Here is a 22,925-nt window from a genome sequence, read left to right on the forward strand (position 1 = left end):
TAACTATCTTTTGTACTCCTTTTTATTCTTCGATATACTATAAAAAAAGGAGGTTGTTGTGATGAAAATATTAGCTGAGGTCTTGGCTTTACCAAGATTTTCTGACTTACAATTATTATCGTCTCACTCAAACTTAACACAGCCCTTGGAAAGTGTAGAAATCACGGAAACACCTGATGTGGCTGATTTTATCCCTAAAAATGTCATGATTTTAACAACGGCAATGATTTATAAAGATGATCAAGAAAAATTGAAACCTTTTATTGACTCGCTAAAACAAGCAGAGTGTACGGCTTTAGGAATCAAAGTTGGGCGGTTCCTTGACGAAATTTCACCAGAAATTGTTGCCTATGCCAGTGCCGTTGATTTGCCCCTGATTAAAATTCCTAGCACACAGCCACTAGGCGGGTTGTTGCATGAAATTGTAGGCTATCTTCGTGATAGCAAAACCGAACAGATGTCTGTAGCATTTGACATACAAAAGCGTTTTTCAACATTATTAATGCAAGATGTTGATGCTACGCGCTTCATCGCTGAATTTGCGAAAATTTTAAATGCGCCAATTATTTTATTAAGTCCTTGGCAACAGGTGATTGCCCACTCGAATTATTTTTATGGCAATCAAAAATCGGCGGAGTTTTTCATCGAACAATTATCAAAAGACCACTTTCAACAATTGGCACAAGAAAAGAAAATCTTTCGTTTACAGGATGAGCGACAAGAAAACATTCAAGTAGCTGGCTTTCCAATTCGTGTGAACGATTATTTTCCCTATTATTTATTGGTCTTATCTCCTGAACAGATTCCTTACCCTATTTCTGAATTTGCCATTGATCAGGCCATTTTAGTTTTGACTTTTATGTTATTTAAAAACCAGAAAATTGCTGAATCTTTTGAACATCTCAAAACAGACTTTTTGGACCGCTTGCTTGATACACATCAAGAAGCGCTGAGTAAACATCAAAATTGGTTGGAACTTTGGAAAAATTATCGTTTAATCAACAGTGATTATTATCAATTAGCGATTGTCTACGGCGTGACTAAACCAGAAAATGAAACCCATATTCGTTATCAGCAAGCAGAAGGGCAACTAATTTTCCAATGGCTCAAAGAACAATTGCCGGAAATCCTGCCAGATGTCGCCTTGTTTAAATTAAAAAATCAAAATAAAAGTATCTTGATTTTTCAATCAAAGAAAAATGACCATTTGATGATTTTGCAAAACCTCGCTGAACGTTTGCAACAGACTTTGCCTATTACCATTCGCTTTGCTTTAGGCAATGCTTATGAAAACCTAGAAGATTTGCCTAATTCTTATATTGAAGCTTCCTCGACATTAGAGGCTTCTTTACACGCTCAAAAACCAGCGACTGTGCAATTGTTCCATCCCAAAGGCCTAGCTGGACTTTTCGAAAAGATTGGCACTGAAGATGTTGAATACTTTTGCCAGCAACAATTGAAAGAGTTGGCCTATCCGACGGAACCGACGTTACAAGAATTACGAAAAACCTTGAAAGTTTTTTTAGATTTCAATTGCGAAATTACTAAAACGGCTAACGCTCTTTACCTTCACAGAAACACCATTAAATATCGCATGAATCAATGTGAAAAGTTATTAGGCACCTCTATTCAAGAGCCTGAGACGAGTTTACTCTTACGGGTAGCGCTGGAACTTTCAGAAAAATAATTAACAGGAAAATAGCCGAATAAAAGTAACGTCTACCAAGAAAAAGGACTCTACCGTTCACCACTGCGTGTTCAAATCCTATTGTTCCGAGGTCATTACTTTACATTCGGCTTTTCTTTATAATTCTGGTTCACGATTGGCATCTTTGGAATAAACGTACATTAGCGGTTCTTCACGACCAACCGCATAGGCTGCTTGTGGCACATAGGCACTCATGAAAATATAGTCCCCTTTTTCCACTGGATACCATTCGTTGTCCAAATTGTACATCCCTTGGCCACTAATTAAATACGCGCCATGCTCTTGGACATGCGTTTCAATGTAGGCATGACTAGCACCTGGTTCAAAAGATAAGATATGCATATTCATATCAAAGTCAAACTCTTTCGGCAATAAACTCCAAAGTAAAACGTCTGTCATTCCTTCATATTCTTCGGGTTGTTGGTCATGAATTGACCCAACCACTTTATAAGGTTGATGGCCTGCCAACGGCTGATAGCGTTTTTTATATAAGAAAACTTCTGTGTCCGCTTCCTGTGCGTTCGCTAAATACATTTTCATTTCAGGCGTAAAGTAGGCGTAGCCCCCGGCTTCAAGTTCATGAGTTTCTTGACCATCTGAAACGCGCAAACGACCGTCAATGACATAAACCAACGTTTGGATCCCGTCGCCACCAAAACCAGTTGTTTGTTGACCATTTTTATGAAACGTAGCAATGTAATCCACAAATGTCGCACCTAATTTAGGCGATCCCAAAATGGAAATATCGACATTTTCAAAACCAGGTACTGCATTTTGCACCAAACCATCATGGGGAATAATGGCGTAATTGTCTTTTTTTATCACAGCTCTTGATGTTAACAATTCTTTTTGGTAACCAACTCGATTATTTTTATAACCCATCACAATTCTTCCTTTTCTATCTTATTTATACGCTAATTCATATAAGGTATCTGCTAAAAGCTTGACACCTTCAACCAAATCTGGAAATGCCGTTGCTTCTGCTGGATTATGACTAATCCCACCAATACTTGGCACAAATATCATCGCTGTCGGGTAATGGGGCGCAATAATTTGCGAATCATGCCCAGCGCCACTATGCATCATACGATACTGATACTTGCCTTCTTTGGCTTTTTGTTCAATAACTTCTACAATTGCTTGATTCATCGGTACAGGGGCTTCATCCATCCAGCGGTCAATTGCAATCGTCAAGCCTAATTCTTGAGCAATTGTCTTCATCCGTTCTTCTAATTCACCTGTAAAATGTCGTAAAAAAGCAGCGTCGGTATGACGGCAGTCAATTGTAAATTCCACTTCTCCAGGCACCACATTGACTGTATTGGGTTTCGGAATGACTTTACCGAATGTTAAAACTAACGGATCCCCAATTTCGTTCGCACGATCAATGGCTTCTGCACAAATTTTAGCAAAGCCATATACCGCATCATGACGGTAACTCATTGGCGTAGTACCTGCATGATTGGCTTGCCCTTTTAAGTTAACCGTGTAGCGACGTTGCCCTACAATACTATGAACAACACCGACTTGGAGCTTTTCGTTCTCTAAAATATTGCCTTGTTCAATATGAATTTCGACAAATGCTTCAATGTCCTCACGTCTAGTTTGCTCTTGCCGAAAATCAAAGCCTTGGCGATGCATCTCATCAACAAACTTTTTGCCTTCGTTGTCAGAGATATCGACTACTTCTTCACGTTTGGCTTCACCAACGACATTTTTGCTTCCCCAGAAAACCGTTGGAAAACGACTCCCTTCTTCTTCAGCCATGGAAAGCACTTCTAAAGAACGCCGTGGTTTCCCATATTTGTCTAATAAATATTGAACAGCTGTCATGGAAGCAATAACACCATATTGACCATCTAAGGTCCCACCATTAACTACGGTGTCGATATGTGACCCAGTTAAAATCGTTTCCTGAGGAAATTCCGTTCCTGCCACTCGACAAAACAGATTCCCAACTTCGTCAAATTGCGTTTCCAGTCCAAACGCCTCAGTTTGGCTTTGCACATACTTTTGTGCTGCCAACCACGAATCTGTATAAAGTAAGCGTGTCATCCCTCCTGCAGGATCACTCCCAATTGCTGACAACTCTTCGATTCTTTGTTTTAAAACTTTTTCCAAGTCCATCACAAAACCTCCTGACTGATTACACTCTGATTGTAAACGTTTCCCTAGCTATCTTCATTGTACTTATCAAACAAAATTAAGCCTTTTTTGTGCAAAATAGCCAATGAACATTCTCTAACTCGTGGACAGAGGTGCTAATTCAATCACGCTTCTGTCCCTTTACATTTCTAAAATAAGTGTTTAATTTTTGATAAATACGCCGTTAAACGCCTCGGTTACCCCAGTTTCTTGTGCGTAAATTGTTTCGCCTCTTAAAATTGTTTGAATCACTTGGGCCCCAATTTCACGACCAATGTAAGGACTAATTTTATTTCGATATTCTAAATCTTCTGCTTTTAAGATATACGGCGCATTAGGTTTAATTAGTACAAAATCGGCATCCTTACCAATGCTGATGCGGCCCTTTTGTGCTAAGTGATAACGGTCAGCTGGGTTTGCTGCAATCATATCCGCGAATTGTTTCAAGGATAAACCACGTTTTTGGACGGCTTCATCGAATAACACATCGACGTTATTTTGAACACCAGAAATGCCGCCCCAAGCTTCAAAAGCATTGGTTGTATCTTTTAAGTCTGGCGTACAAGGAGAATGGTCAGAGGTTACAAACGCGATGCCGCCTGTTTGCACGTGGTTCCATAATGCGGCTTGTTGGTCCGCGTCACGAATCGGCGGTGAACATTTGACAACTGGACCAATGGCATCAAGTTCATCCGTGGTAAAATATAAATAATGCGTACATGTTTCACAAGTCACATCTACCCCTTCTGCTTGGGCTTTTAAAACTTCTTCCACGCCTTCTTGACAAGCCACATGACAAATATGAATCCGACAACCTGTTTCTTTGGCAAATAAAATAGATTTTTGAATCGCTTCAACTTCGGTAAACACAGGACGTGTAGCTACATATGCTGCTAAAGTCGTTTCGCCATTTTGATAAGCTAACGCGCCTAATTTATCCGTAATTGGCGCATTTTCTGCATGGATTGCTAGCACTTTGCCAGTTTTGGCGACTTGTTTCATTCCTTCATATAGCGAATAATCGTCGACATTTTGAAAATCTCCTTCAATTGAACGATCGCCGCACGTTCCTAAAAAGCATTTATAGCCGGAAACGCCTCCTTCATCAAGTTCCTGAATCCCGCCAGCCAAGTTGGTCGGGACCACGCCGCCAAATGACCCTACATCTACTTTTAGTTTATTTTCTCCTGCCTTGTATTTGATCTCAAGAGAGGTCTTATCCACAGTTGCTGGAATCTGATTTAAAGGCATTTCCATAAAGGTCGTCACGCCCCCTTTGGCACAAGCGGCCGTTCCTGTGACATACCCTTCCCATTCATCGCGGTAACCACCACCAGGATCGGTAATATGAACATGAGCATCCACCATCCCAGGACTAACGACTAAACCCGTCGCATCAATCACACGTTCTCCTGACAAGTCTTGCCCAATCGCTACGATTTTTCCTCCTTGAACGGCGACATCCGTAATGACTTCTCCAGTTTCTAAAATAACTAACCCGTTTTTAATCACTAACTCTGCTTGCATTTATTTTCCCTCCTGATAAGCTGTTTCTTTCACTTTTTTTGAATCCCAAGTCCATTTTTTTAACACTAAGTACAGCACAAAACCTGTGGCAAAGCCCACAAACCACGAAATATCAGCAATGATTTTAACCTGCGGAATAAATTGACCACTTAAGGAAAGAACCAACGCTAGAATAGTAGCAACATATGCCGGCTTGTTTAATCCGTAAAAAGGATTGGCTTCCTCTTTTTTGTGTTTATCTACGTATAAAGCATTTAAATCAATTTGTTGCTTTTGAACAAAATAATAATTCGCAATCATCACACCAGCGACTGGTCCTAAAACAGCCCCAATTGCGTTCAGAAAAATAAAAATACTATCGGCGTTTTCCATCAGTTTCCAAGGCATAATAAGAAAGCTAATAACACTGGCAATCATGACGCCTTTTTTATATGTCATTTTTTTAGGAAATAGCGCCGCCAATTGATAACCTGCCGGAATGATGTTCCCCGTTGCATTCGTTGAAATAGTCGTTAATAAGAAAACCGACATGGCTAAGACCACCACTGCCACATTATCTAAACGATCAATAATGTTTAAAATATTCCATTCTTGAATCCCAAAATACAGCGAACCACCTAACAGAATAACCACACTGGAAAAAGCGAAAATCCCATAACCAACAACTAAACCTGCTGTTTGCCCCACAACCTGAGCACGTGTCGAGCGCGCATTCTTAGTAAAATCCGCCACACTCGCACCAGGCGCTGACCAAACGGCCACAACCGAGTTAAAAATAATCAGATACGCCACCAGTGGATTGACTGAACGAATCGCACCAGAAACTTGATAGGACAAAATTGGTGTTAAACCGCCCCCAGCTCGAATGGCCCAAATCGTTAATCCAATAATAACGACATAAATCAACGGACTTAAAATGGCGGTAAAACGGTTCAAAATTTTGCTACCACCGAAACCTATTGCCACATTTAAGAGCCAAAAAAGAGTAAACGCCATTAATTCAGGTAGCCTAAGACCAAAAAACTGGAATGATCCACCAATTTGTAAAAAGTTCGGCCAAAATTTCCCGAGAATAATTAATAAAGCCAGCGATCCTGTAAATGTTTGCAGACCAAACCAAGCAATCGCGGCCACACAACCTCTTAAGAACCCTGGCAGTTTTGCTCCGAGACTGCCGTAAGTAGACTGTAAGTGCATCGCAAAAGGAATCCCATATTTAGAGCCAGCCACGCCATTCAAATTCATGAAAGTTGCTACAATGAATGAGCTTAACACAACTGCCAGCATAACTTGCAGCGGCGATAAACCTAAGAAAATAAAGCCGCCCACTGCTGCATAATTCGGGATATTATGAATCGAACCCATCCATAATGTAAAAAAATTGCGCGCGCCCATCGTCCGTTGTTTCGGGCTACTTGGCAACAAATCCTCATTGTAGCCACGTGCTTTCAGCGCTGTTTCTTCTTGAGCTGTTACTTGAGACACATTTTTCTCCACGACAAACTCTCCTTTTTATTAAAAATTTTTTTCTATTAAAACACCCTGCCTTCTCTTTTTTGTCACTTTTGCACAAACATGCGTACTACTCTCATCACACGAATTGTAAGCGCTTTTTATAACAACAATCATTAGTTACCCCAACTAAATAACAAACGATTCTTTGTTCACTTTGAACGAAAAAATAGCAACCTTTTTTATATCGTCCTCTCACTCTAGAAAGTAAGAAACAAATCTTTTTATTCACATATTATGTACAACTTCTCTTTTCAAATGCTAAAATACGCTTATTATTAAAAATGACATAAATAAATTATACAGTTAAATGAAATCCAACACAACGTTTTTTAATCAAAAACACACAAAACAGATAAACTGAAGTGGATTTTCAGGAAGAGACCCATCCTGAAAAAAGACACTGACAAAAGAGTTTTCTCACAAGATCGACAACTTTTCACAGATTCAAAATCTTCTTTTTCAATTTTTACGTTTTTAAAAATAACATTTTGAAAATAAAAAATTGCTTAATTTTAATCAAAAAAATAAACAAAGATTTCTGATAAAATCAGAAATCTTTGTTTCTAAATTTTCTTGCTATAATTCCTTTAACAAAATAAAATCCGTCTGTTCATCGTCTCCCATAAAAAATGAATGTTGACTGTAATAGCGGTAGCCAATCGTTTTATAAAATGACCGCGCCGCATCATTGTGTTCCCAGACACCTAGCCACAGTGCGTTTTTACCAAATTCACGAGCTTTTTCTTCCGCCAGTTCTAACAATTGTGTTCCCAGCTTCTTTCCTTTAAACGCAGGCAAAATATACAATCGCTCAACCTCGAGCTTTTCTGGCCCCATCGGTTCCGTTTGTGCCTTCTCACGATTTAATTTCATGTAGCCAGCTAATTGATTATCGACAAAGATAAAATAAAAGTCAGAGTGGGGATTAGCCAATTCCTTTTGTAATTTTTCTAAATTGTAGGCTTCTACTAAATAGGCTTGCATATTTTCTGGGGTATTATATGGTCCGAAAGTATCTGTATAAGTTTCAATGCTGATTTCTTGTAACGCTGGTGCATCTTCTATTGTTAATTTTTTTATTTCTCCCATCAATCAGTCGTCCTTTCCTTAATAATTTCGAGTGTTCCCTTTTTTGACAAATTCCCAATCTTCGCTGACATTTTTACGCATCCGGACTAAGTAATCTGCCAATTGTGAAATTTCCACTTCTGACAAGCCTTGCAAAGCAACTTGATTCGAGTGTTGATTTTCGCGCACAATGATTGGATAAACGTTTTTCCCTTTTTCTGTGGCATAAATCCGCTTAATTTTTTTGTTGATTGCATCTTCTTGACGATAAATAAAGCCTTGTTCTTCCAAACGCTTAATCGCCCGCGCCGCTGTGGTTCGATCAACTTTAATCAGTTCGGCGATCTTTTCTTGGATAATTCCAGGATTTTCACAGACCCTGACCAAATAAAGATATTGTCCTCGTGTTAAAGATAATTCCTTAAATTCAATATTACTGATTGAATCTAAGGCCCGCGCAATCATGCCAATTTCTCTTAAAATATCTGTCACTAGGACACTTCCTTTCGCTAATATTTTATGATTGTCATTACTTTAACTTATTTTTGTTGCAAATGCAACAAAAATAAGTATAAAAACTACAGATTTAAACAATTTGAGCATTCGTGAAAATAAAATAATTATTTCTTTTGTTATATTAACAAGTAAGATAAAATTAGTTATAGCGTCTATAGGAGGAATAGTATGAAAAAATTATTTTGTGTTATTTTAGTTATTTTTTTAACAGGTTGTAGTTCTCAAAAAGCGAATGAACCTAAAAAACAAGAAAATTCTACCAATCATACAACATCAATGAAAAGCAGTGCTAATCATTACAGTTCTAGCACAGAAACAAGCTCTAATAATAAACTAAAAGAAACTTCAAAAAGTGCCAGTACCACTCAAGCTTCGGCAAAGTCTAAAAATGAAGTATCCACAAATGTCGAAGAAGCAAATTCTTTAGAAGCAACACCTTATGCTGTCGATCTTAGTAGCTTAAACAATCCACTAGTATTTAATTTTAAAGGAATGAATGTGCCAACTTCAATTACGTTAGAGAACTTAAATTCAACACCAACTGCTACCTTCCGAACTAAATTGTTTGGGGCTGGAAATGATCAAGTGAAAGAAGCCATTAATAAATATGAGCTATCTATAAATACAATTCCTACAAAAGAGATTAGAATATTTTCAGCGGCCGATAACAGTATTCGCACCGTTAAAGTAAATACAGAGTTAATTTTAGGAACTAATATTTCTTCAAACGATGAACAAAATAGATCGGGTACTTTATACTTATTCAACAATAAAAATAGTTCGATATCTTTAATCACTCCTAACTACGCAGGCAATGTTACGGATGATCAAAAAGACGTTATGCTAGAAGTAATTCAATAAATAACCTAAAAAAAATAATAAAGAGAAAACTTCATACTTAGAAGTTTTCTCTTCATTATTTTTTAGGAACTCATCTAGAAACTCGTTTTAGTCCCCACTTATTTTTCTTATTTCTTCACCCATTAAGCCCGCGATAGAAAATAGAACATTTCATTTGAAAATGAATTATTGTTCTGCAACATGCACCGTTTGTAAAAATTCTGCGACTGAGAAATGGTATTCTTTCTCTTGATTTCCTTGAATGGTTCGAATCATTTTTTCAACTTCTGGTTGCAGAGCGGCAAATTGAACTTGTTGTCCACGACCTTCTGCTGCGAGACAAAATTCTTCTAAAATATCTAGCGCCGTACTATCAATGCTAGGAACTCCTCGCATTGAAAATACTACACCACTTTTTGTTTCCAATTGCAGTAACGTTTGTTTCAATCGTTCAGAAGACATGAAAAATAACGGGCCACTCAAATAAACCACCACCCAATTTTCTGTACACTCGGTCGGTACTAGCCCCATTCTTGACCAATCAACTTCCTCGACATTAATCGTAATCACGGCACTTTTCGCAATGAAAAACAGGCAACCCGCTAAGACCCCTAAAACAATCGCTAAACTCAAGTCAAAAATAACGGTCGCTACCATCGTTAAAAAGAATAAACATAAGGCTGTGTGGAAACGTTTCTGGAAGAATTCTTTAATCACCGACCATTCATTCATTCGCCACGCTGTCACCACTAAAACACCAGCTAACGCAGGCATGGGAATTTTAGACATGACTGGCGATAAAAGCAACATCGATAACAATAAAAAGACTGCATGAAAAATACCCGCTAAACGTGTTTGCGCACCAGATTTAATCACTACGCTCGTGCGGGCAATCGCTGCCGTCGCAGGCACGCCACCGAAAAATGGCAAAATTAAGTTGCCAATTCCTTGTGCCACTAGTTCCTGATTACTGTCTAATGGCTTCCCTGTCATGCGACCAGCCGAAGCGCCACAAAGCAAACTTTCAATCATACCTAACATAGCAATGCTAATCGAAGGCACCAAAATATCCTGAAACGCACTTAATTGAAGCGAACCAAGTTCCAAACGTGTATCACTAAAAATACTTGTCGGAATTTTCCCTACAGTGGCCACTGGCAGTTGAAAAACCACTGTTGCTAAAGTAGCTAAAATAATCATCACCAATGAAGCTGGTATCATCGCATTCCACTTTTTCGGAAAGAATACTAATCCAAGCACCACTAAAATCGACATAACCGTCGTTGGTATACTTAAATCAAAGCCCAATGAACGATAACTGCTGATTTTCTCAATTAAATTGTGGCCTTCTGAACGAACCCCAAAGAAATTATCAAGCTGCCCCAACGCAATAATAATAGCAATTCCTGAAGTAAACCCGGTAATGACCGGTGACGGAATAAAAGAAGTCAAGCTCCCTAAGCGCAAAATCCCTGCCAAAAGCAAGAAAATTCCCGCCAAAAAGGTGGCCAACAAAATCCCTTGCATGCCATGCACTGCCGCAATTGACATTAAAATAGCTGCCATCGCACCTGTTGGTCCTGAAATTTGATAAAACCCACCTGAAAGGCTCCCAATCACAATTCCAGCGATAATCGCCGTGATCATGCCAGCTGCTGCAGTGGCGCCGCTAGAGACCCCAAACGCTAACGCTAACGGCAACGCGACGGCTGCGACAGTCAAACCTGCCAAGAAATCTTTTTTCAATTTTTTTTGATTATACCCTTTAAATTCATCCCTTATCATTTGTGTGTACTTTTTAAACATTCGCATCCTCTTTTCATGAAATTTCCATTCTAAAGATATCATATTTTCGGAAAGATAATAAGGTGTTTTGTGAAGGAAATCGCTAAAAAATTTTTTTCACCTCATTTAGACAAAATTGTCTAATATTTTAGGAATTTAGCCACCGCTGTTTCCTAGAGTATGATATGCTTAACTAGTAAACAGGCTTCACAAACTTACATTAATTGGGGGAAACTATTATGTGTACAGGCATCAAGATTATTTCCAAAACAAATGATATTTTTTATGGACGTACGATGGATTTTACGTTTGACTTTTTTGGCAACGAAGATCCAATTGCACCAAAAATCCCTACTCTAATTGCTCAATTTCCAAAAGGTACAGTTCTAAACAGCCAACTAAATCCTTGGACGGCAAAATATGCCTTTATGGGACTAGCAATGTCAGGCACAGATCAACCAGCGAACGATGGTAAAACCGTCAGCCTTGCTATCACAGATGGTATCAACGAAGCCGGCTTATCTGGTGATATTCAATATTTAATGGAATCTTCAACAGCACCAGCTGAAAGTTTAGCAGATCGTGGTTTAACACCTCATATTGCAGAAGAAGTACTCGCTTATATTTTGAGTAATTTTGAAAGCGTTGACGAAGTAAAAGTAGCTTTTGAAAAAATCGGCCTGTTAGATCAAAAATTCCAACTTGATTCATTGGGGGAAGTTCATTTTACCTTACACTGGACCATTAATGATAAAAATAATAATAGTATCGTTTTGCAACCAACAGATAACGGAGCGTTCGTCATTTATGATTCGCTTGGCGTAGTCACAAACAGCCCAGAATACAATTATCATTTAACCAATGCACGAAACTATATCGGGATGCGCAACTATGCTATTAAGGAACCTTACACTTTAAAATCAGGCGCAACACTTGACCCAATTGAAGGTGGGACTTCTTACGGACTATTAGGAATCCCAGGAGACTTCACTTCGCCGTCACGCTTCATTCGTGCGTTATACTATTCTGACAATCTCCAAGAATTTGATAGCTCTGAAGGGATTATGCAACTCTATCGCGCCTTCCAAACAGTGATGATTCCTCGGGGGATTGGCCATTTAGGTCAAAGTAATTCTCTGTCTGATTTCACACATTATTGGTCAGGATATGATGTGACTAATCTAACCATGTATGTCCAACCAGAAAGTACTACCTCATTTACAAAATACACTTTGGATCCAGCTGTAACAGAAGTTACTACTTTTGCTGTTTCTAACGAGCTACTACTAACAGATTTAAATCAATAAAAACACAAACAACGTCTCTGACCAGGTACTTGGTCAAAGACGTTGTTTCGTTCATTTTTCAGATAATGCGTTATACAACGGCGCTAATTCTTGAAGTGCCTGACAACTTTTTTCTTCAATCGTTTCAAGCTTTTCCGTCGCAAACCACAACTTACCGATCTGAAATGAGCGATTGCCTATCCGCTCTTCTAAAATTTTCCGTTGTTTTTCATCTGCTAAATAATCTTTTAAAGGCAAATGGTCCACTAGTTCATGCTCTTCCTGCGGCCAAATATAATAGCCTTCGCAGTCGATGGTTTGACTCCAAGCTTCTAAACGATTAAGCAATTGATTGTAAGCGACGACTGAGCCTGCCCGCTCCTCACTTTTGTAATGTTGAAACATCAAATATACTTGAAATTGCTTTTTATTTAATAACAACGCCAGACAAGCATTTTCCGCTTGGCGTTGCTCACTGCGATACGCAGCCCAGAAATGACTGCGTAAATTCCAGCCGTTGGTCCAGCTTTCGATTTTCGGCTTAGTGATGCCGAGTTCAGCTGGTAAACCTTGAGCGATTGCGAGGTTTAAGGCTTTCCACTTTTCCCAATGTTGCTTGTAGGTTTGCTTTAAGTCATCGATTTCTGCTGATGTTTGTTGCTCTTTGAGTTGTTTAAATGTGAAGATTTCTCGGTTGAATAGATTGAAGTCTTGATGGGTTAGGTTCATTTTATTCCCTCTTTTTAGTATCTTCTAGTTATTCTTAATAATTTTATTTTTCAATAGCCATTGTAAAAATAACACAAGGACTACAATTGGCCAAAGCGTGATTGGGAAAAAGAGCCCCACAAAAATACCCGGTACAAGAATCGTCCCTAAGATCTGGGTTGTTAAACTCGTAGCAAAAATTGCGACAACAAAAAGTGAGTCAATTGTTGGAAAAAATTGCGCGACCGCAAACCCGATTAAAATAGCTGAAAAAACGACGGGAAAAATATCGCCACCTATCCAACCTGTCTGTAAACAAACTTGTAGAAATACTAGTTTCATTATCGCAGCGATCACCAAGATATACCAAGCTTGTTGACTACCAAAACTAGGAACTAAATGCATAAAAGATTGTCCTGAAAATAGTAATCTTGGCATTAAAATAACAAAGAGAAAAATACAGGCTGCACCAAAGCTTACCAGTATGCTTTGCTTTTCTTCAAAAGGTTGGCATAGTTTAGCCAGAGCAGCTTGCAACCATTGATAGGCGTTACCAATCACAAAAGCAGTTAATAAAGCTGGTAAAATCAGCCATAACGAAGCCATTTCAATTTTTCCAGTTCCTAACTTCGTAATAAACGATGGGTGTCCCACCAATTTCATTAAAAAGGTAAACACCACCAACCCGTTCACAATAAATAACCCGTTCATCACTTGTTTCAGTTTCTTTTTATCCGCAGGAGCGAGCCTCGTATCGTAGCGCTGAACAAACTGTTGCGGATGTAGCAAGCGCTGAATTTTTGTCCAAAATACTTGCTGTTCTTGCTCGTCATAATGAAAATAAAGGTACCGTAACTTATCAGATTGCCAGACTGACAACGAAATAATTGCTCCCAACAATGCAGCTTCAGGACCGACACCAGCCCCGAAAATTAAAATTACCAAGGCGGCCAATAAATTTCTAAACACACCTGAATAATCGACCGATTGTTTCGCCTTCAATTCTGTCAGAGCCTCATGCGCCGTTTGTGGTACTTGCCCGAAGCGTTTCTTCAGATAACTCAATACCAACGCTCCTAGCACACACAAGACAAAATAATAGAGAATTGGCCATTTCATTTGCGCTGGCAACACCTCCCAGAGCAGAGTCGTTAGCTCTCCTTCAATGATTAAAAATGCTCCTGAAATTCCCGCGATGATACTACTTAAAAATAACCCACTGACGATAATTGTCCACATTTTTCTGTTACGCATACTTCCTCCAAATGATAGTTGTTTCTTTTATAGTAGCAGATAGTTAGTGGTTTGTGTTTGAAGATTTTGGGAAGGATTAGTTTTTTTGAAAAATTAAGGTTATGAAAAGATTCCATTTTTTATTGATTAAATTATTCTTCTTGTATAATCGTTTCTTTTAGCTATATATATATTCCATTAAATTAAAAACCGCCACTTATATTGCTTCTTAAGTTCCCACAAACAACGCCACTTCCAGCGCCAACAAGTCCACTTCCTTATCAAAATCCAACAGCACTAGCTGTTCAATTTTCTCCAATCGTTGTAACAAAGTATTACGATGAATAAAGAGCTTTTTGGCTGTTTGAGACAAGTTTCGTTTTGATTGAAAATAGACATTCAGTGTATGGACAAAGTCGGTATGTTGCTGTTGATCACTTTTCTGCAATGGTTGAAGATATTTTTTTCTGAGGGTTGCTTGTCCTTCTGCTAAAAAATAACGTTGCAATGTCTGTCTAAGATGAAAATTCGCGTAGGAAGCAATCCTCATTTCAGGTTTTTCTGCAATGAATTGGCGTTGAAAGGCTAAAACGTCAATCGCTTGTTGATAAGATTCATGAATCTGGGTCAGACCTTGAATCTTAGGTCCTATTGTTAGGAAAAGTTCCACATCTTCTTGTACTTTCATTAACTGATTTATGCTACTTTGCGCTAGGCGTTGCATCATTTTCAGATAATCGCCTTCTTTTTCAGGTGGATCTTCAACTAATAAGACAAAGGAACTGTCAATTTCAATACAAACAATTTTTTGTTTGTCCCCTAAGATAACTTGGTTTAGCTGGTTACCTAAAATAGACATTCTTTCTTGCCTTTGGCGTTCATTTAAGGTTAATGAAATTAGCAAAATCGCATAGGGCTTATCTATTGCCAAGCGATAATATTGTTGAAATTGTTGGAAGACAGCTTGGTCCCTCTTTTCATGCGCAATCAGCTTAAAAAATAATTCGTTTCGTTGTTGGTATTCTTCAAATTTCCGTGAGTATTCCAATTGCAATTGTAAAAGTAAGTAATGAGCTGTGATTTTAAAATGAGCCACGTCGACTGGTCGTAATGGGGCCAAGGTGTTCCAGACGAGCAAATAATATAAAATAACATTTTTCTTTTTAATTGGATAAATTTCAATTGGCACCACTTGGTTCTGGAGTTTCAACTGTAAATGAATCGGTTCTTGATAAAAGCGTAATGATGGATGACTTTGTTCAAGTAATTGTTTTTGGAACTCTGAGGTTTCTTTTCTATCTTCTAAAATGCTAGAAATACGAATTGGATTTTTAGGCAAGTCAAAAAAATTAACTCCTTCAAAGTGGTCATTCAATAACAAGACAGGATTTTGAATGGTTTCTGCTAGATCCTGCAGCAAATGAAAACTGCTACTTCCCGTTTCTAAGATTTGATAAATTTTATTATGCAATGCGGTTTCTTGCGCATTCATGTCAAATTGTTCTAACGTGACACGACTTTTCAACACGTCAGCAATTTGCGAAAAGGTATAATTGTAAGGAATTGCTAAAATAGGAACGTTCATTTCATCTGCTAATTTGATTAGGTCTGGTGGAACTTCTTCAAAATAACGTTGGGTTTTAAATCCCAAGGCAGCACAATGGTGTTTGGCTAGTTCTTTCAAAAAATTTTTCTGTAATTTCCGATCATCTTTAAATATGTACCCTGTCGTTAACAGCAGCTCACCTGCTGTTAGCCAATCTAAAATATCAGGATTTTCTAAAATATTGACTTTTAAAATCGGTTGGTCCTGATTTTTATGTCCTGCCACTAAGGTAATGCCAGGTAATTCTTCTAACGTTAATAAATCACTCACTTTTAACATCATTTATCCTCCCAATGTACAAATTGTCCATTCAAACTTGTAAATCAATGTCATTTTTAGCAATTGTTTAGCGTGCTGGATTCTTTTATTATGAAGTCGTGAAAGCGCTATTAAAAAGGAGGTCGTTGGAATGACAAAAATTTTAGCTTATGACCAAACGATTTTATCGAAACTCCCTCATCAAATATTGACTAGTTTGCAATGTTTTACGCACGCTATTAATTATGGTCATGTAGACACCCAAGAAATTCTCTTGACCATTTCAACGCATCCCGAACATATGGCACCTAACACGATTATACTCGATGAAAAAAAACTTAGCCATTTCGCTGATTTACCTGTCCAAATTGAGCCCCTGTTTATCCGGTTAGGCCGACGACAATTAACCCTAGCCGATGCCCAAATTTGGCAACCAACGCCACTTTATTTAACACCCAGTAAAACAAAAATAGCTATTTTTTTAACGTATATTCAGCAAACTCGTTTCAATCCTTGGCAAACGCTTTTTCCTGCTTCGTCGTCAACCTTTCTTTTTGATTCTTATAGTCGGACCCAGATTCAAAAAGAAATGATTCATTTTCAACAGGCTTGGGAGCAAAAATCTTTTAAAATAGCTCTTGATTGTTTAACGAAGATTTTGGGATTGGGGATTGGTTTAACTCCCACTGGCGATGATTTTATCACAGGATTACTTGCTAGTTTTTCTGCTTTACAGCAGCTTCCCTCGAATTTCCAACAGCTGGCTGTGCTAGCCAAGGAACGAACGAATGCGGTCAGTTATGCGGAAATCCATGAAGCAGTGAACGGACGGTTTTCTCAGCTAGTTCAGCGTGTTTTTTTATCAATTGAAAGCGGAAATACAAACGAAATGGCTCAAGAAGTTTCAGCTTTAGAGGAGGTGGGCTCAACTTCAGGAAGCGACATACTTTGCGGCATTATTTTTGGTTTAAAACTATTTTGTGAGGAGAATAATCATGACAATTCAAACAGTAATTAAAGAGAACGCCTATTTTGATTCAGTTACTTTAATGACCATTTCAACACGAGCCAATGAACTGGCTGGAGTTAAAACTGCAATGATTGGGATGGGAACCGACATGAATCTTGAAGTGATTCGGAATGTTGGTTTATATACACCCGCCTTGGATCATGTTACAACAGGTGATTTATTAATTGTTTTAGATCTTGATGACCAAGCGAACTCAGAAGAAATTTTACAGCAAGTCGACGAGTTATTTACGAAGAAAAAGAAAACCGCTTCTTCTGAAGTAACCTATAAGACGTTAGATTCAGCCTTTCATGAAGAGCCTGATGCCAACTTAGTTGTAATTTCTGTCAATGGAAAATTTGCTGCACGAGAAGCGCATAAAGCTTTAGATCAGCAAAAACACGTCATGCTCTTTAGTGATAACGTGACGGTTGACGAGGAATTAGCGTTAAAACAAAAAGCACACGAAAAAGAACTGTTTGTGATGGGCCCTGATTGTGGAACAGCGATTATTAATGGCGTTGGGTTATGTTTTGCTAACGAGGTACGTTCAGGAGATATTGGAATTGTCGGCGCTTCTGGTACAGGCAGCCAAGAAGTTAGTGTTCAAATCCATAAATATGGTTATGGGATTTCACAATTAATTGGTACTGGCGGCCGTGATTTGTCTGCTGAAATTGGTGGGCTGATGATGCTTGACGGGCTGGATGCTTTAATGGCTGACGAACAAACTAAGGCAATTTTACTTATTTCTAAACCGCCTGCTCCAGAAGTAACAGAGAAAATTTTAAAAAAATTAGCTGTTTCAACTAAACCAGTTGTTATTTATTTTATCGGTAATGAACAAACGGAACGAAAAATAGACAACGTCACTTTTGCTACTTCTTCTCTGGATGCAGTTCAAAAGGTGATTCAATTTAGTCAAACACAGGAAGCGGAAACCAGCCTCTATCAAAATCCGACAGGCGCAACGTTAACAGCCATCCAACAGCAACAATCCCCTTCTCAAAAATTTGTTCGTGGGTTGTTCTGTGGTGGCACTCTTTGTGATGAACTTTTATATGCTTTAACAGAAGTCTCTGATGATGTTTATAGTAATATTCATAAAATTCCTGAACGACAATTAGCAAATCCTGACCACAGCCAAGCACATACATTGATTGATTTCGGTGATGATCGTTTCACAGAAGGCCGCCCACATCCAATGATCGATCCGACTTCTCGGATTACTCGTATTCTTCAAGAAGCCAAAGATCCTGAAGTGACAGTTTTAGCGTTAGATTTTGAATTAGGTTATGGTTCTCACGAAAATCCCGTTGGCGTGTTAGCGGAGGCGTTAAAGGAAGCCAAAGCAATAGCGAAAGCAGATGGTCGTGAGTTAGCCATTATTGGCTATGTTTTAGGGACCGAAGAAGATCCACAAGATATTCATGAACAGCGGAAAATTTTAGAAGATTTAGAGGTTCTCGTTGTCGACAGCAGTCATCAACTTTGCGAAGCCACCAAAACTTTTGTAAAAGGAGCGAACGAACATGAGCAGAAATGATCTTTTTAAACAGCCTTTAGATACGATCAATGTAGGCATTGACTTTATTCATGAAGATATGAAAAAACAAGGGATTCCTTCACATCAAGTAAATTGGGCACCGCCAGCCAATGGTGACCCAGAGCTATTGAAATTATTGGATCAATTAAAAAATCCAACACTTTATGAAAAAATCCAACAAGCCAACGAAGAAGCGGTTACCCGCATTATTCAATCAAAACCTATTTTAGTGGGATTTGATAAAGCAATTAATGTCATGCCCGATATGACTGAAACGACCATTTTACATGCTGGGCCACCCATTACTTATGAAAATATGTGCGGACCGATGAAAGGTGCCGTTCAAGGAGCGCTTGTTTTTGAAGGATTAGCAAAAGATCTAGCTGATGCCGATCGGGTTGCTCGTTCTGGCGCGATTACGTTTTCTCCTTGTCATGAACATGATGCCGTTGGTTCCATGGCTGGCGTGACTTCTCCGAATATGTACGTTCATATTATCAAAAATGAAACGTACGGCAACACGGCTTTTACTAATTTAAGTGAACAATTGGCGAAAGTTTTACGATTTGGTGCAAATGATCAATCCGTCGTGGATCGCCTGATTTGGATGCGCGATGTTTTAGGTCCATTACTTCATGATGCCATGACTTTTTGTCCAGAAGGCATTGATTTACGCTTAATGCTTTCGCAAGCCTTGCATATGGGCGATGAGTGTCATAATCGCAATGTAGCTGGAAGTACGTTGTTAGTCCAAGCATTAACGCCTTACATGGTTCAAACTGATTTTTCTCGTGAACAATTAAAAGAAGTATTTGAATTTCTTGGCAGTTCTGACTATTTTTCTGGTCCAACTTGGATGGGCGCCGCTAAATGTGCGTTAGATGCTGGGCATAATGTGGAGAATAGTACAATTGTCACCACCATGTGTCGCAATGGGGTCGAATTTGGAATTCGTGTCAGTGGGATTGGTGGAAATCACTGGTTTACGGGGCCTGCCCAACGGGTGATTGGTCCGATGTTTGCTGGTTACACACAAGAAGATGCTGGTTTGGATATGGGCGATAGTGCTATTACAGAAACGTATGGTGTTGGCGGATTTGCCATGGCAGCTGCACCAGCAATTGTCCCATTAGTTGGCGGAACAGTGGCAGAAGCATTGAATTATTCAAAAGAAATGCTGGAAATTACTACGAAAGAAAATCCCAATGTCACGATTCCTGTTTTAGATTTTATGGGGATTCCTTCAGGCATCGATGTCTTAAAAGTCTTAGAAACAGGGATGCTGCCTGTCATTAATACTGCTATTGCTCATAAAGAACCGGGGATTGGTATGATTGGCGCTGGATTGACTAATCCGCCAGCAAATGTCTTTAACGAGGCACTAAAAGCTTTAGTAGCTAAAATAAACTAATTTCAAAAACTTAGTAAAATGTCATTTTTTTGGAGCGATCATATGAAAAATAAATCGATCAATTACGAAGCCGTTTTAGCTCTTGTTGTAAAAATTTTTTTGGGAATGTTCCTGTATTGGATCATGAATGACTTTCGACATGTGTCTAACTTTTTTCCTTACAATGACGTAGTTACCAAAGTGAATCAGCAGGGATTTTACAAATTTATCTATTTTGTTATGAACTTCACGGAAGGGGAATTTTACGGTGGACTTTTTACAACGCTTTTCTTACTAATCGGCGGTCTGATTGCTTGGCAACTTTATCGGAAAAATTCAAAATGGCAGGGATTTGCAATTGCTGGTGGTTCTGGTGCTTGGCCTTGGGTACTTGCTTCTCAGCTACTTTCCCTCTTTTTAACTATTTATGTTTTTGATTTTACACGCTTTTTTACAAAAGAAGTGTTGTGGTTACCAACGTTTATTGTGGTTGTCGGCACGCCGCCAGCTTTAACGCTCGTTTATGGTCCTGGCTGGAAAAAATTAGGAACGATTTCTCTGTTGAGTGCGCTTTTCACCTTTCCGTTTGCCAATTGGCTGAATGCGCAATTGATGCCCCTTTTAAATGTACCTGGGACAGTTTCCAACGTTACCACAATGGCTTTTGTTGGCTGGATTGTTTCAGCCATCTGTCATCAACTTCCTTGGATGGTTCCTTCTGTTGCACCAATCGCTCAGAAGCGGCAAAAACAACCTAAAATTGAAAATACGCAAACCTTTCAATGGTCAATACGACGCACTTTTGCTGACTTCTCCGAAGCTTGGTTTTATGGAAATGAGTTAGTTGGAGGTTTGGTAATTCTAGGCGTTTTAACAGATTGGTTTGTCAATATTAATCATATTACAAATGGTTCTGGCTTGGTTCCTGACATTTTAATGGGACAAATGATTGCTTCGGCTGTTGGTGTTTTTCTTTATCGAAAACATTTCGCTGAAGAAGGTTGGTATCCAACGTTTATGCCACTGGTCAGCATTGTTCCTGGTGTGATTTTAATGATGGGTGGTGGCTTTTGGCTTTCCCTGACCATCGCCGTTTTAGCAGGAATCAGTGCGGCCCCTGTCGGTAGCTATATTGCTAAACGATTACCTCCGTTTGTTCCTGGTGCTGTCGGCTTTGTATCAGGAATGGCTATTGTAACCATTTTATTGTCAGCCGTTTTGCATACATTTGATATTTTTGTATAGTGAATAAAAAGAAGCGAATGACGATTCGCTTCTTTTTTTAATTGACCAATCCCCTTTTTATCCGTATTCTTAAGCAAAAGGAGGTTTTGCCATGTACTCCATGTTAAAACGTGTGATAACGGAAAAAGATTTGCTTCGGCAAATTCGTTTGTTGGAACAGTTGTTAAATGTTCCCCAGCTGACAGCCAAGCGTTTAGCCACGCAAATCCAGACGACAGAGCGAACCGTTTTTTCGGATTTACAGTATATTCGCAGTCAATTACCCGCCGACTGGTCCATTGAAACCGATAGCAGTGGTATTCGGTTACGCAATCAGGGGAATGCGCAAACCAATGAGCTTTGGTCATTATTTTTACCTCAATCCATTAGTATTCAACTATTAAAAGAGCTACTATTTACGAAAGAGTTAGTAACAACTTCTTTTTTGAGCACTAGTGGTGTTTCTTATGAAACTTTGAAGCGACATATCAAAAAAATGAATCAGGCCTTACGTGATTTTCATTTAACGATTCAACTAACCACGACGACCATTCAGCTAATCGGGGAAGAAAGCAATATTCGGATTTTTTATCATCGTTTGTTGGTGCCTTTTACTCATAATAATTATTTTTTTGACGATTATTCTATTCATGAGGAGCATTATTTTCAATTTTTGAAACAAGTTTACAGTAGTGAGTTGACGGTGGAAACGGAAGAAATTTTTGGCGCTTGTTGGTTTTTTATTAACACGATTCGCAACAAAGCCAATTGCCGAGTGAGTCAATTTTCTTTTGACTCAAAAGATGTCTTGTTTCAACTTTATCAACCGTCCTTGGCAAAACTTTATGCTTCTGAAGGCATCTATTTGCAAGGAGAAGAAAGTTTTTTCGCCTTCTTTTGTTTCTTAGAAAGCTGGAATTACGATAATGTCTATGGCGAAACGTTGGCTTCTGCGCTCCACACTCATTACAGTCAACTGCGAAAGTCGTTACAGCAGTTTGTCACTAATTTGTCCACTGAAGAAGCCCGGCCAGATTTAATCCAAACAAATTTATTGGATAATCTGTTATTGTTATTCATTAAATATACCGAGTCCCCAACACTTTCTGAGCAATTTCAATTGGAATATCAAGAATTAATGACCGAACAAGCCGCGGAGGACCTTGCGTTATCAAAGAGCAACCAAGAACTTTTGGAGATTTTATCTCGCTACACCACGATTGAAGAACCAACTTATTTTCTTAGTTTGGCTTCTTTGTTAGAAAAACAAGCCAGTTATTCTATTCAGGCGCAAACGATGACCGCCTATTTCCTCTTTCAAGGGGAACCTGCTTGGAAAGCTTTTTTGCAACAAGAATTAGCTGCTTATTTAGGTACTCGTGTGAAATTACAAGCCATTGAATATGTGGAACTAAGCCAGTTGACGTTAAATGAAGCCGACATAATTATTTCCAATTTCCCCTTGGATCATCTTGATTTTCCTGTCTTTTATCTCTCTTTAATTCCAACAAAAAATGAACTCCGCCGACTAGCAGAGCTCACTCTTCATTCTTATTTTTAA

18 protein-coding genes are annotated in these 22,925 nt (G+C 38.7%); 8 read left to right on the top strand and 10 right to left on the bottom strand.

Going from position 1 to position 22,925, the window contains the following annotated elements; all coding sequences use genetic code 11:
* The first annotated feature begins 61 nt into the window (after positions 1-61).
* Positions 62-1,687 carry a PucR family transcriptional regulator gene (locus IGJ24_RS11850; protein WP_033594870.1) on the top strand — a complete coding sequence of 542 codons (1,626 nt, stop codon included), beginning with the start codon at positions 62-64 and terminating at the stop codon, positions 1,685-1,687.
* A 117-nt stretch (positions 1,688-1,804) separates the two neighbouring features.
* On the opposite strand, the gene allE is transcribed toward IGJ24_RS11850, so the two are convergent.
* The 6 genes from allE to sylA all read right to left on the bottom strand — a co-directional run bounded on the left by allE (position 1,805) and on the right by sylA (position 8,455).
* Positions 1,805-2,590, bottom strand: a complete 786-nt coding sequence (allE, locus tag IGJ24_RS11855) for a (S)-ureidoglycine aminohydrolase (RefSeq protein ID WP_002384779.1) — start codon at positions 2,588-2,590, stop codon at positions 1,805-1,807.
* A 21-nt stretch (positions 2,591-2,611) separates the two neighbouring features.
* On the bottom strand, positions 2,612-3,835 hold the full coding sequence (gene allC, locus IGJ24_RS11860; RefSeq protein ID WP_002383320.1) for an allantoate deiminase: 1,224 nt from the start codon (positions 3,833-3,835) through the stop codon (positions 2,612-2,614).
* A 180-nt stretch (positions 3,836-4,015) separates the two neighbouring features.
* Positions 4,016-5,380, bottom strand: coding sequence for an allantoinase AllB (gene allB, locus IGJ24_RS11865; RefSeq protein ID WP_033594874.1), 1,365 nt, complete (start codon positions 5,378-5,380; stop codon positions 4,016-4,018).
* Positions 5,381-6,877 (bottom strand): allantoin permease, encoded by a 1,497-nt coding sequence (gene allW, locus IGJ24_RS11870; protein ID WP_033594876.1) that lies wholly within the window; start codon positions 6,875-6,877, stop codon positions 5,381-5,383. It lies immediately after the preceding gene.
* A 594-nt stretch (positions 6,878-7,471) separates the two neighbouring features.
* Positions 7,472-7,984: a GNAT family N-acetyltransferase gene (locus tag IGJ24_RS11875; RefSeq protein ID WP_010823228.1), complete on the bottom strand. Its 513-nt coding sequence runs from the start codon at positions 7,982-7,984 to the stop codon at positions 7,472-7,474.
* An 18-nt stretch (positions 7,985-8,002) separates the two neighbouring features.
* Entirely contained in the window at positions 8,003-8,455 is a 453-nt protein-coding gene (gene sylA, locus IGJ24_RS11880; RefSeq protein ID WP_010823229.1) for a transcriptional regulator SylA, read from the bottom strand.
* A gap of 192 nt (positions 8,456-8,647) precedes the next feature.
* Between sylA and IGJ24_RS11885 the strand changes: the two genes are divergently transcribed.
* Positions 8,648-9,340: a hypothetical protein gene (locus IGJ24_RS11885; RefSeq protein ID WP_289865675.1), complete on the top strand. Its 693-nt coding sequence runs from the start codon at positions 8,648-8,650 to the stop codon at positions 9,338-9,340.
* A 165-nt stretch (positions 9,341-9,505) separates the two neighbouring features.
* Here IGJ24_RS11885 and IGJ24_RS11890 read toward each other — a convergent pair whose 3' ends face one another.
* Positions 9,506-11,167, bottom strand: a complete 1,662-nt coding sequence (locus tag IGJ24_RS11890; protein ID WP_033594880.1) for a SulP family inorganic anion transporter — start codon at positions 11,165-11,167, stop codon at positions 9,506-9,508.
* Positions 11,168-11,343: 176 nt separating this feature from the next.
* Between IGJ24_RS11890 and IGJ24_RS11895 the strand changes: the two genes are divergently transcribed.
* On the top strand, positions 11,344-12,411 hold the full coding sequence (locus IGJ24_RS11895; RefSeq protein ID WP_116495178.1) for a choloylglycine hydrolase family protein: 1,068 nt from the start codon (positions 11,344-11,346) through the stop codon (positions 12,409-12,411).
* 51 nt (positions 12,412-12,462) lie between these two features.
* Here IGJ24_RS11895 and IGJ24_RS11900 read toward each other — a convergent pair whose 3' ends face one another.
* The 3 genes from IGJ24_RS11900 to IGJ24_RS11910 all read right to left on the bottom strand — a co-directional run bounded on the left by IGJ24_RS11900 (position 12,463) and on the right by IGJ24_RS11910 (position 16,219).
* The gene (locus IGJ24_RS11900) at positions 12,463-13,119 is read right to left on the bottom strand and encodes a glucose-6-phosphate 1-dehydrogenase family protein (RefSeq protein ID WP_002355050.1); all 657 of its coding nucleotides are present in this window, start codon (positions 13,117-13,119) and stop codon (positions 12,463-12,465) included.
* 24 nt (positions 13,120-13,143) lie between these two features.
* Positions 13,144-14,352 carry a chloride channel protein gene (locus IGJ24_RS11905; protein WP_033594885.1) on the bottom strand — a complete coding sequence of 403 codons (1,209 nt, stop codon included), beginning with the start codon at positions 14,350-14,352 and terminating at the stop codon, positions 13,144-13,146.
* 208 nt (positions 14,353-14,560) lie between these two features.
* Complete coding sequence (locus IGJ24_RS11910; RefSeq protein ID WP_289865676.1) at positions 14,561-16,219, bottom strand: PucR family transcriptional regulator; 1,659 nt, start codon at positions 16,217-16,219, stop codon at positions 14,561-14,563.
* A gap of 127 nt (positions 16,220-16,346) precedes the next feature.
* Between IGJ24_RS11910 and IGJ24_RS11915 the strand changes: the two genes are divergently transcribed.
* The 5 genes from IGJ24_RS11915 (at position 16,347) to IGJ24_RS11935 (ending at position 22,925) form a co-directional block, all read left to right on the top strand.
* A complete protein-coding gene (locus IGJ24_RS11915; protein ID WP_289865677.1) occupies positions 16,347-17,213 on the top strand; it encodes a DUF2877 domain-containing protein in 867 nt (288 codons plus the stop codon).
* Entirely contained in the window at positions 17,191-18,750 is a 1,560-nt protein-coding gene (fdrA, locus tag IGJ24_RS11920) for an acyl-CoA synthetase FdrA (protein ID WP_289865678.1), read from the top strand. Before IGJ24_RS11915 ends, fdrA begins: the two co-directional genes overlap by 23 nt.
* Complete coding sequence (locus IGJ24_RS11925; RefSeq protein ID WP_002355045.1) at positions 18,737-20,161, top strand: DUF1116 domain-containing protein; 1,425 nt, start codon at positions 18,737-18,739, stop codon at positions 20,159-20,161. The genes fdrA and IGJ24_RS11925 overlap by 14 nt, the downstream gene beginning before the upstream one ends.
* A 42-nt stretch (positions 20,162-20,203) precedes the next feature.
* The gene (locus IGJ24_RS11930; protein WP_289865679.1) at positions 20,204-21,385 is read left to right on the top strand and encodes a hypothetical protein; all 1,182 of its coding nucleotides are present in this window, start codon (positions 20,204-20,206) and stop codon (positions 21,383-21,385) included.
* A 100-nt stretch (positions 21,386-21,485) separates the two neighbouring features.
* On the top strand, positions 21,486-22,925 hold the full coding sequence (locus IGJ24_RS11935) for a helix-turn-helix domain-containing protein (protein ID WP_289865708.1): 1,440 nt from the start codon (positions 21,486-21,488) through the stop codon (positions 22,923-22,925).

Source organism: Enterococcus sp. DIV0546 (genome assembly GCF_051712785.1).
In the GTDB taxonomy this organism is placed as follows: Bacteria; Bacillota; Bacilli; order Lactobacillales; family Enterococcaceae; genus Enterococcus; species Enterococcus faecalis.

What these genes read in the sequence shown, in the direction of transcription:
- IGJ24_RS11895 (WP_116495178.1), top strand. Translation starts at nt 11,344, where the DNA reads ATGTGTACAGGCATCAAGATTATTTCCAAAACAAATGATATTTTTTAT.
- IGJ24_RS11925 (WP_002355045.1), top strand. Translation starts at nt 18,737, where the DNA reads ATGAGCAGAAATGATCTTTTTAAACAGCCTTTAGATACGATCAATGTA.
- IGJ24_RS11905 (WP_033594885.1), bottom strand. Translation starts at nt 14,352, where the DNA reads ATGCGTAACAGAAAAATGTGGACAATTATCGTCAGTGGGTTATTTTTA.
- IGJ24_RS11930 (WP_289865679.1), top strand. Translation starts at nt 20,204, where the DNA reads ATGAAAAATAAATCGATCAATTACGAAGCCGTTTTAGCTCTTGTTGTA.
- IGJ24_RS11850 (WP_033594870.1), top strand. Translation starts at nt 62, where the DNA reads ATGAAAATATTAGCTGAGGTCTTGGCTTTACCAAGATTTTCTGACTTA.
- IGJ24_RS11935 (WP_289865708.1), top strand. Translation starts at nt 21,486, where the DNA reads ATGTTAAAACGTGTGATAACGGAAAAAGATTTGCTTCGGCAAATTCGT.
- IGJ24_RS11875 (WP_010823228.1), bottom strand. Translation starts at nt 7,984, where the DNA reads ATGGGAGAAATAAAAAAATTAACAATAGAAGATGCACCAGCGTTACAA.
- IGJ24_RS11910 (WP_289865676.1), bottom strand. Translation starts at nt 16,219, where the DNA reads ATGATGTTAAAAGTGAGTGATTTATTAACGTTAGAAGAATTACCTGGC.
- IGJ24_RS11890 (WP_033594880.1), bottom strand. Translation starts at nt 11,167, where the DNA reads ATGATATCTTTAGAATGGAAATTTCATGAAAAGAGGATGCGAATGTTT.
- fdrA (WP_289865678.1), top strand. Translation starts at nt 17,191, where the DNA reads ATGACAATTCAAACAGTAATTAAAGAGAACGCCTATTTTGATTCAGTT.
- IGJ24_RS11900 (WP_002355050.1), bottom strand. Translation starts at nt 13,119, where the DNA reads ATGAACCTAACCCATCAAGACTTCAATCTATTCAACCGAGAAATCTTC.
- allC (WP_002383320.1), bottom strand. Translation starts at nt 3,835, where the DNA reads ATGGACTTGGAAAAAGTTTTAAAACAAAGAATCGAAGAGTTGTCAGCA.
- IGJ24_RS11885 (WP_289865675.1), top strand. Translation starts at nt 8,648, where the DNA reads ATGAAAAAATTATTTTGTGTTATTTTAGTTATTTTTTTAACAGGTTGT.
- IGJ24_RS11915 (WP_289865677.1), top strand. Translation starts at nt 16,347, where the DNA reads ATGACAAAAATTTTAGCTTATGACCAAACGATTTTATCGAAACTCCCT.
- allB (WP_033594874.1), bottom strand. Translation starts at nt 5,380, where the DNA reads ATGCAAGCAGAGTTAGTGATTAAAAACGGGTTAGTTATTTTAGAAACT.
- allE (WP_002384779.1), bottom strand. Translation starts at nt 2,590, where the DNA reads ATGGGTTATAAAAATAATCGAGTTGGTTACCAAAAAGAATTGTTAACA.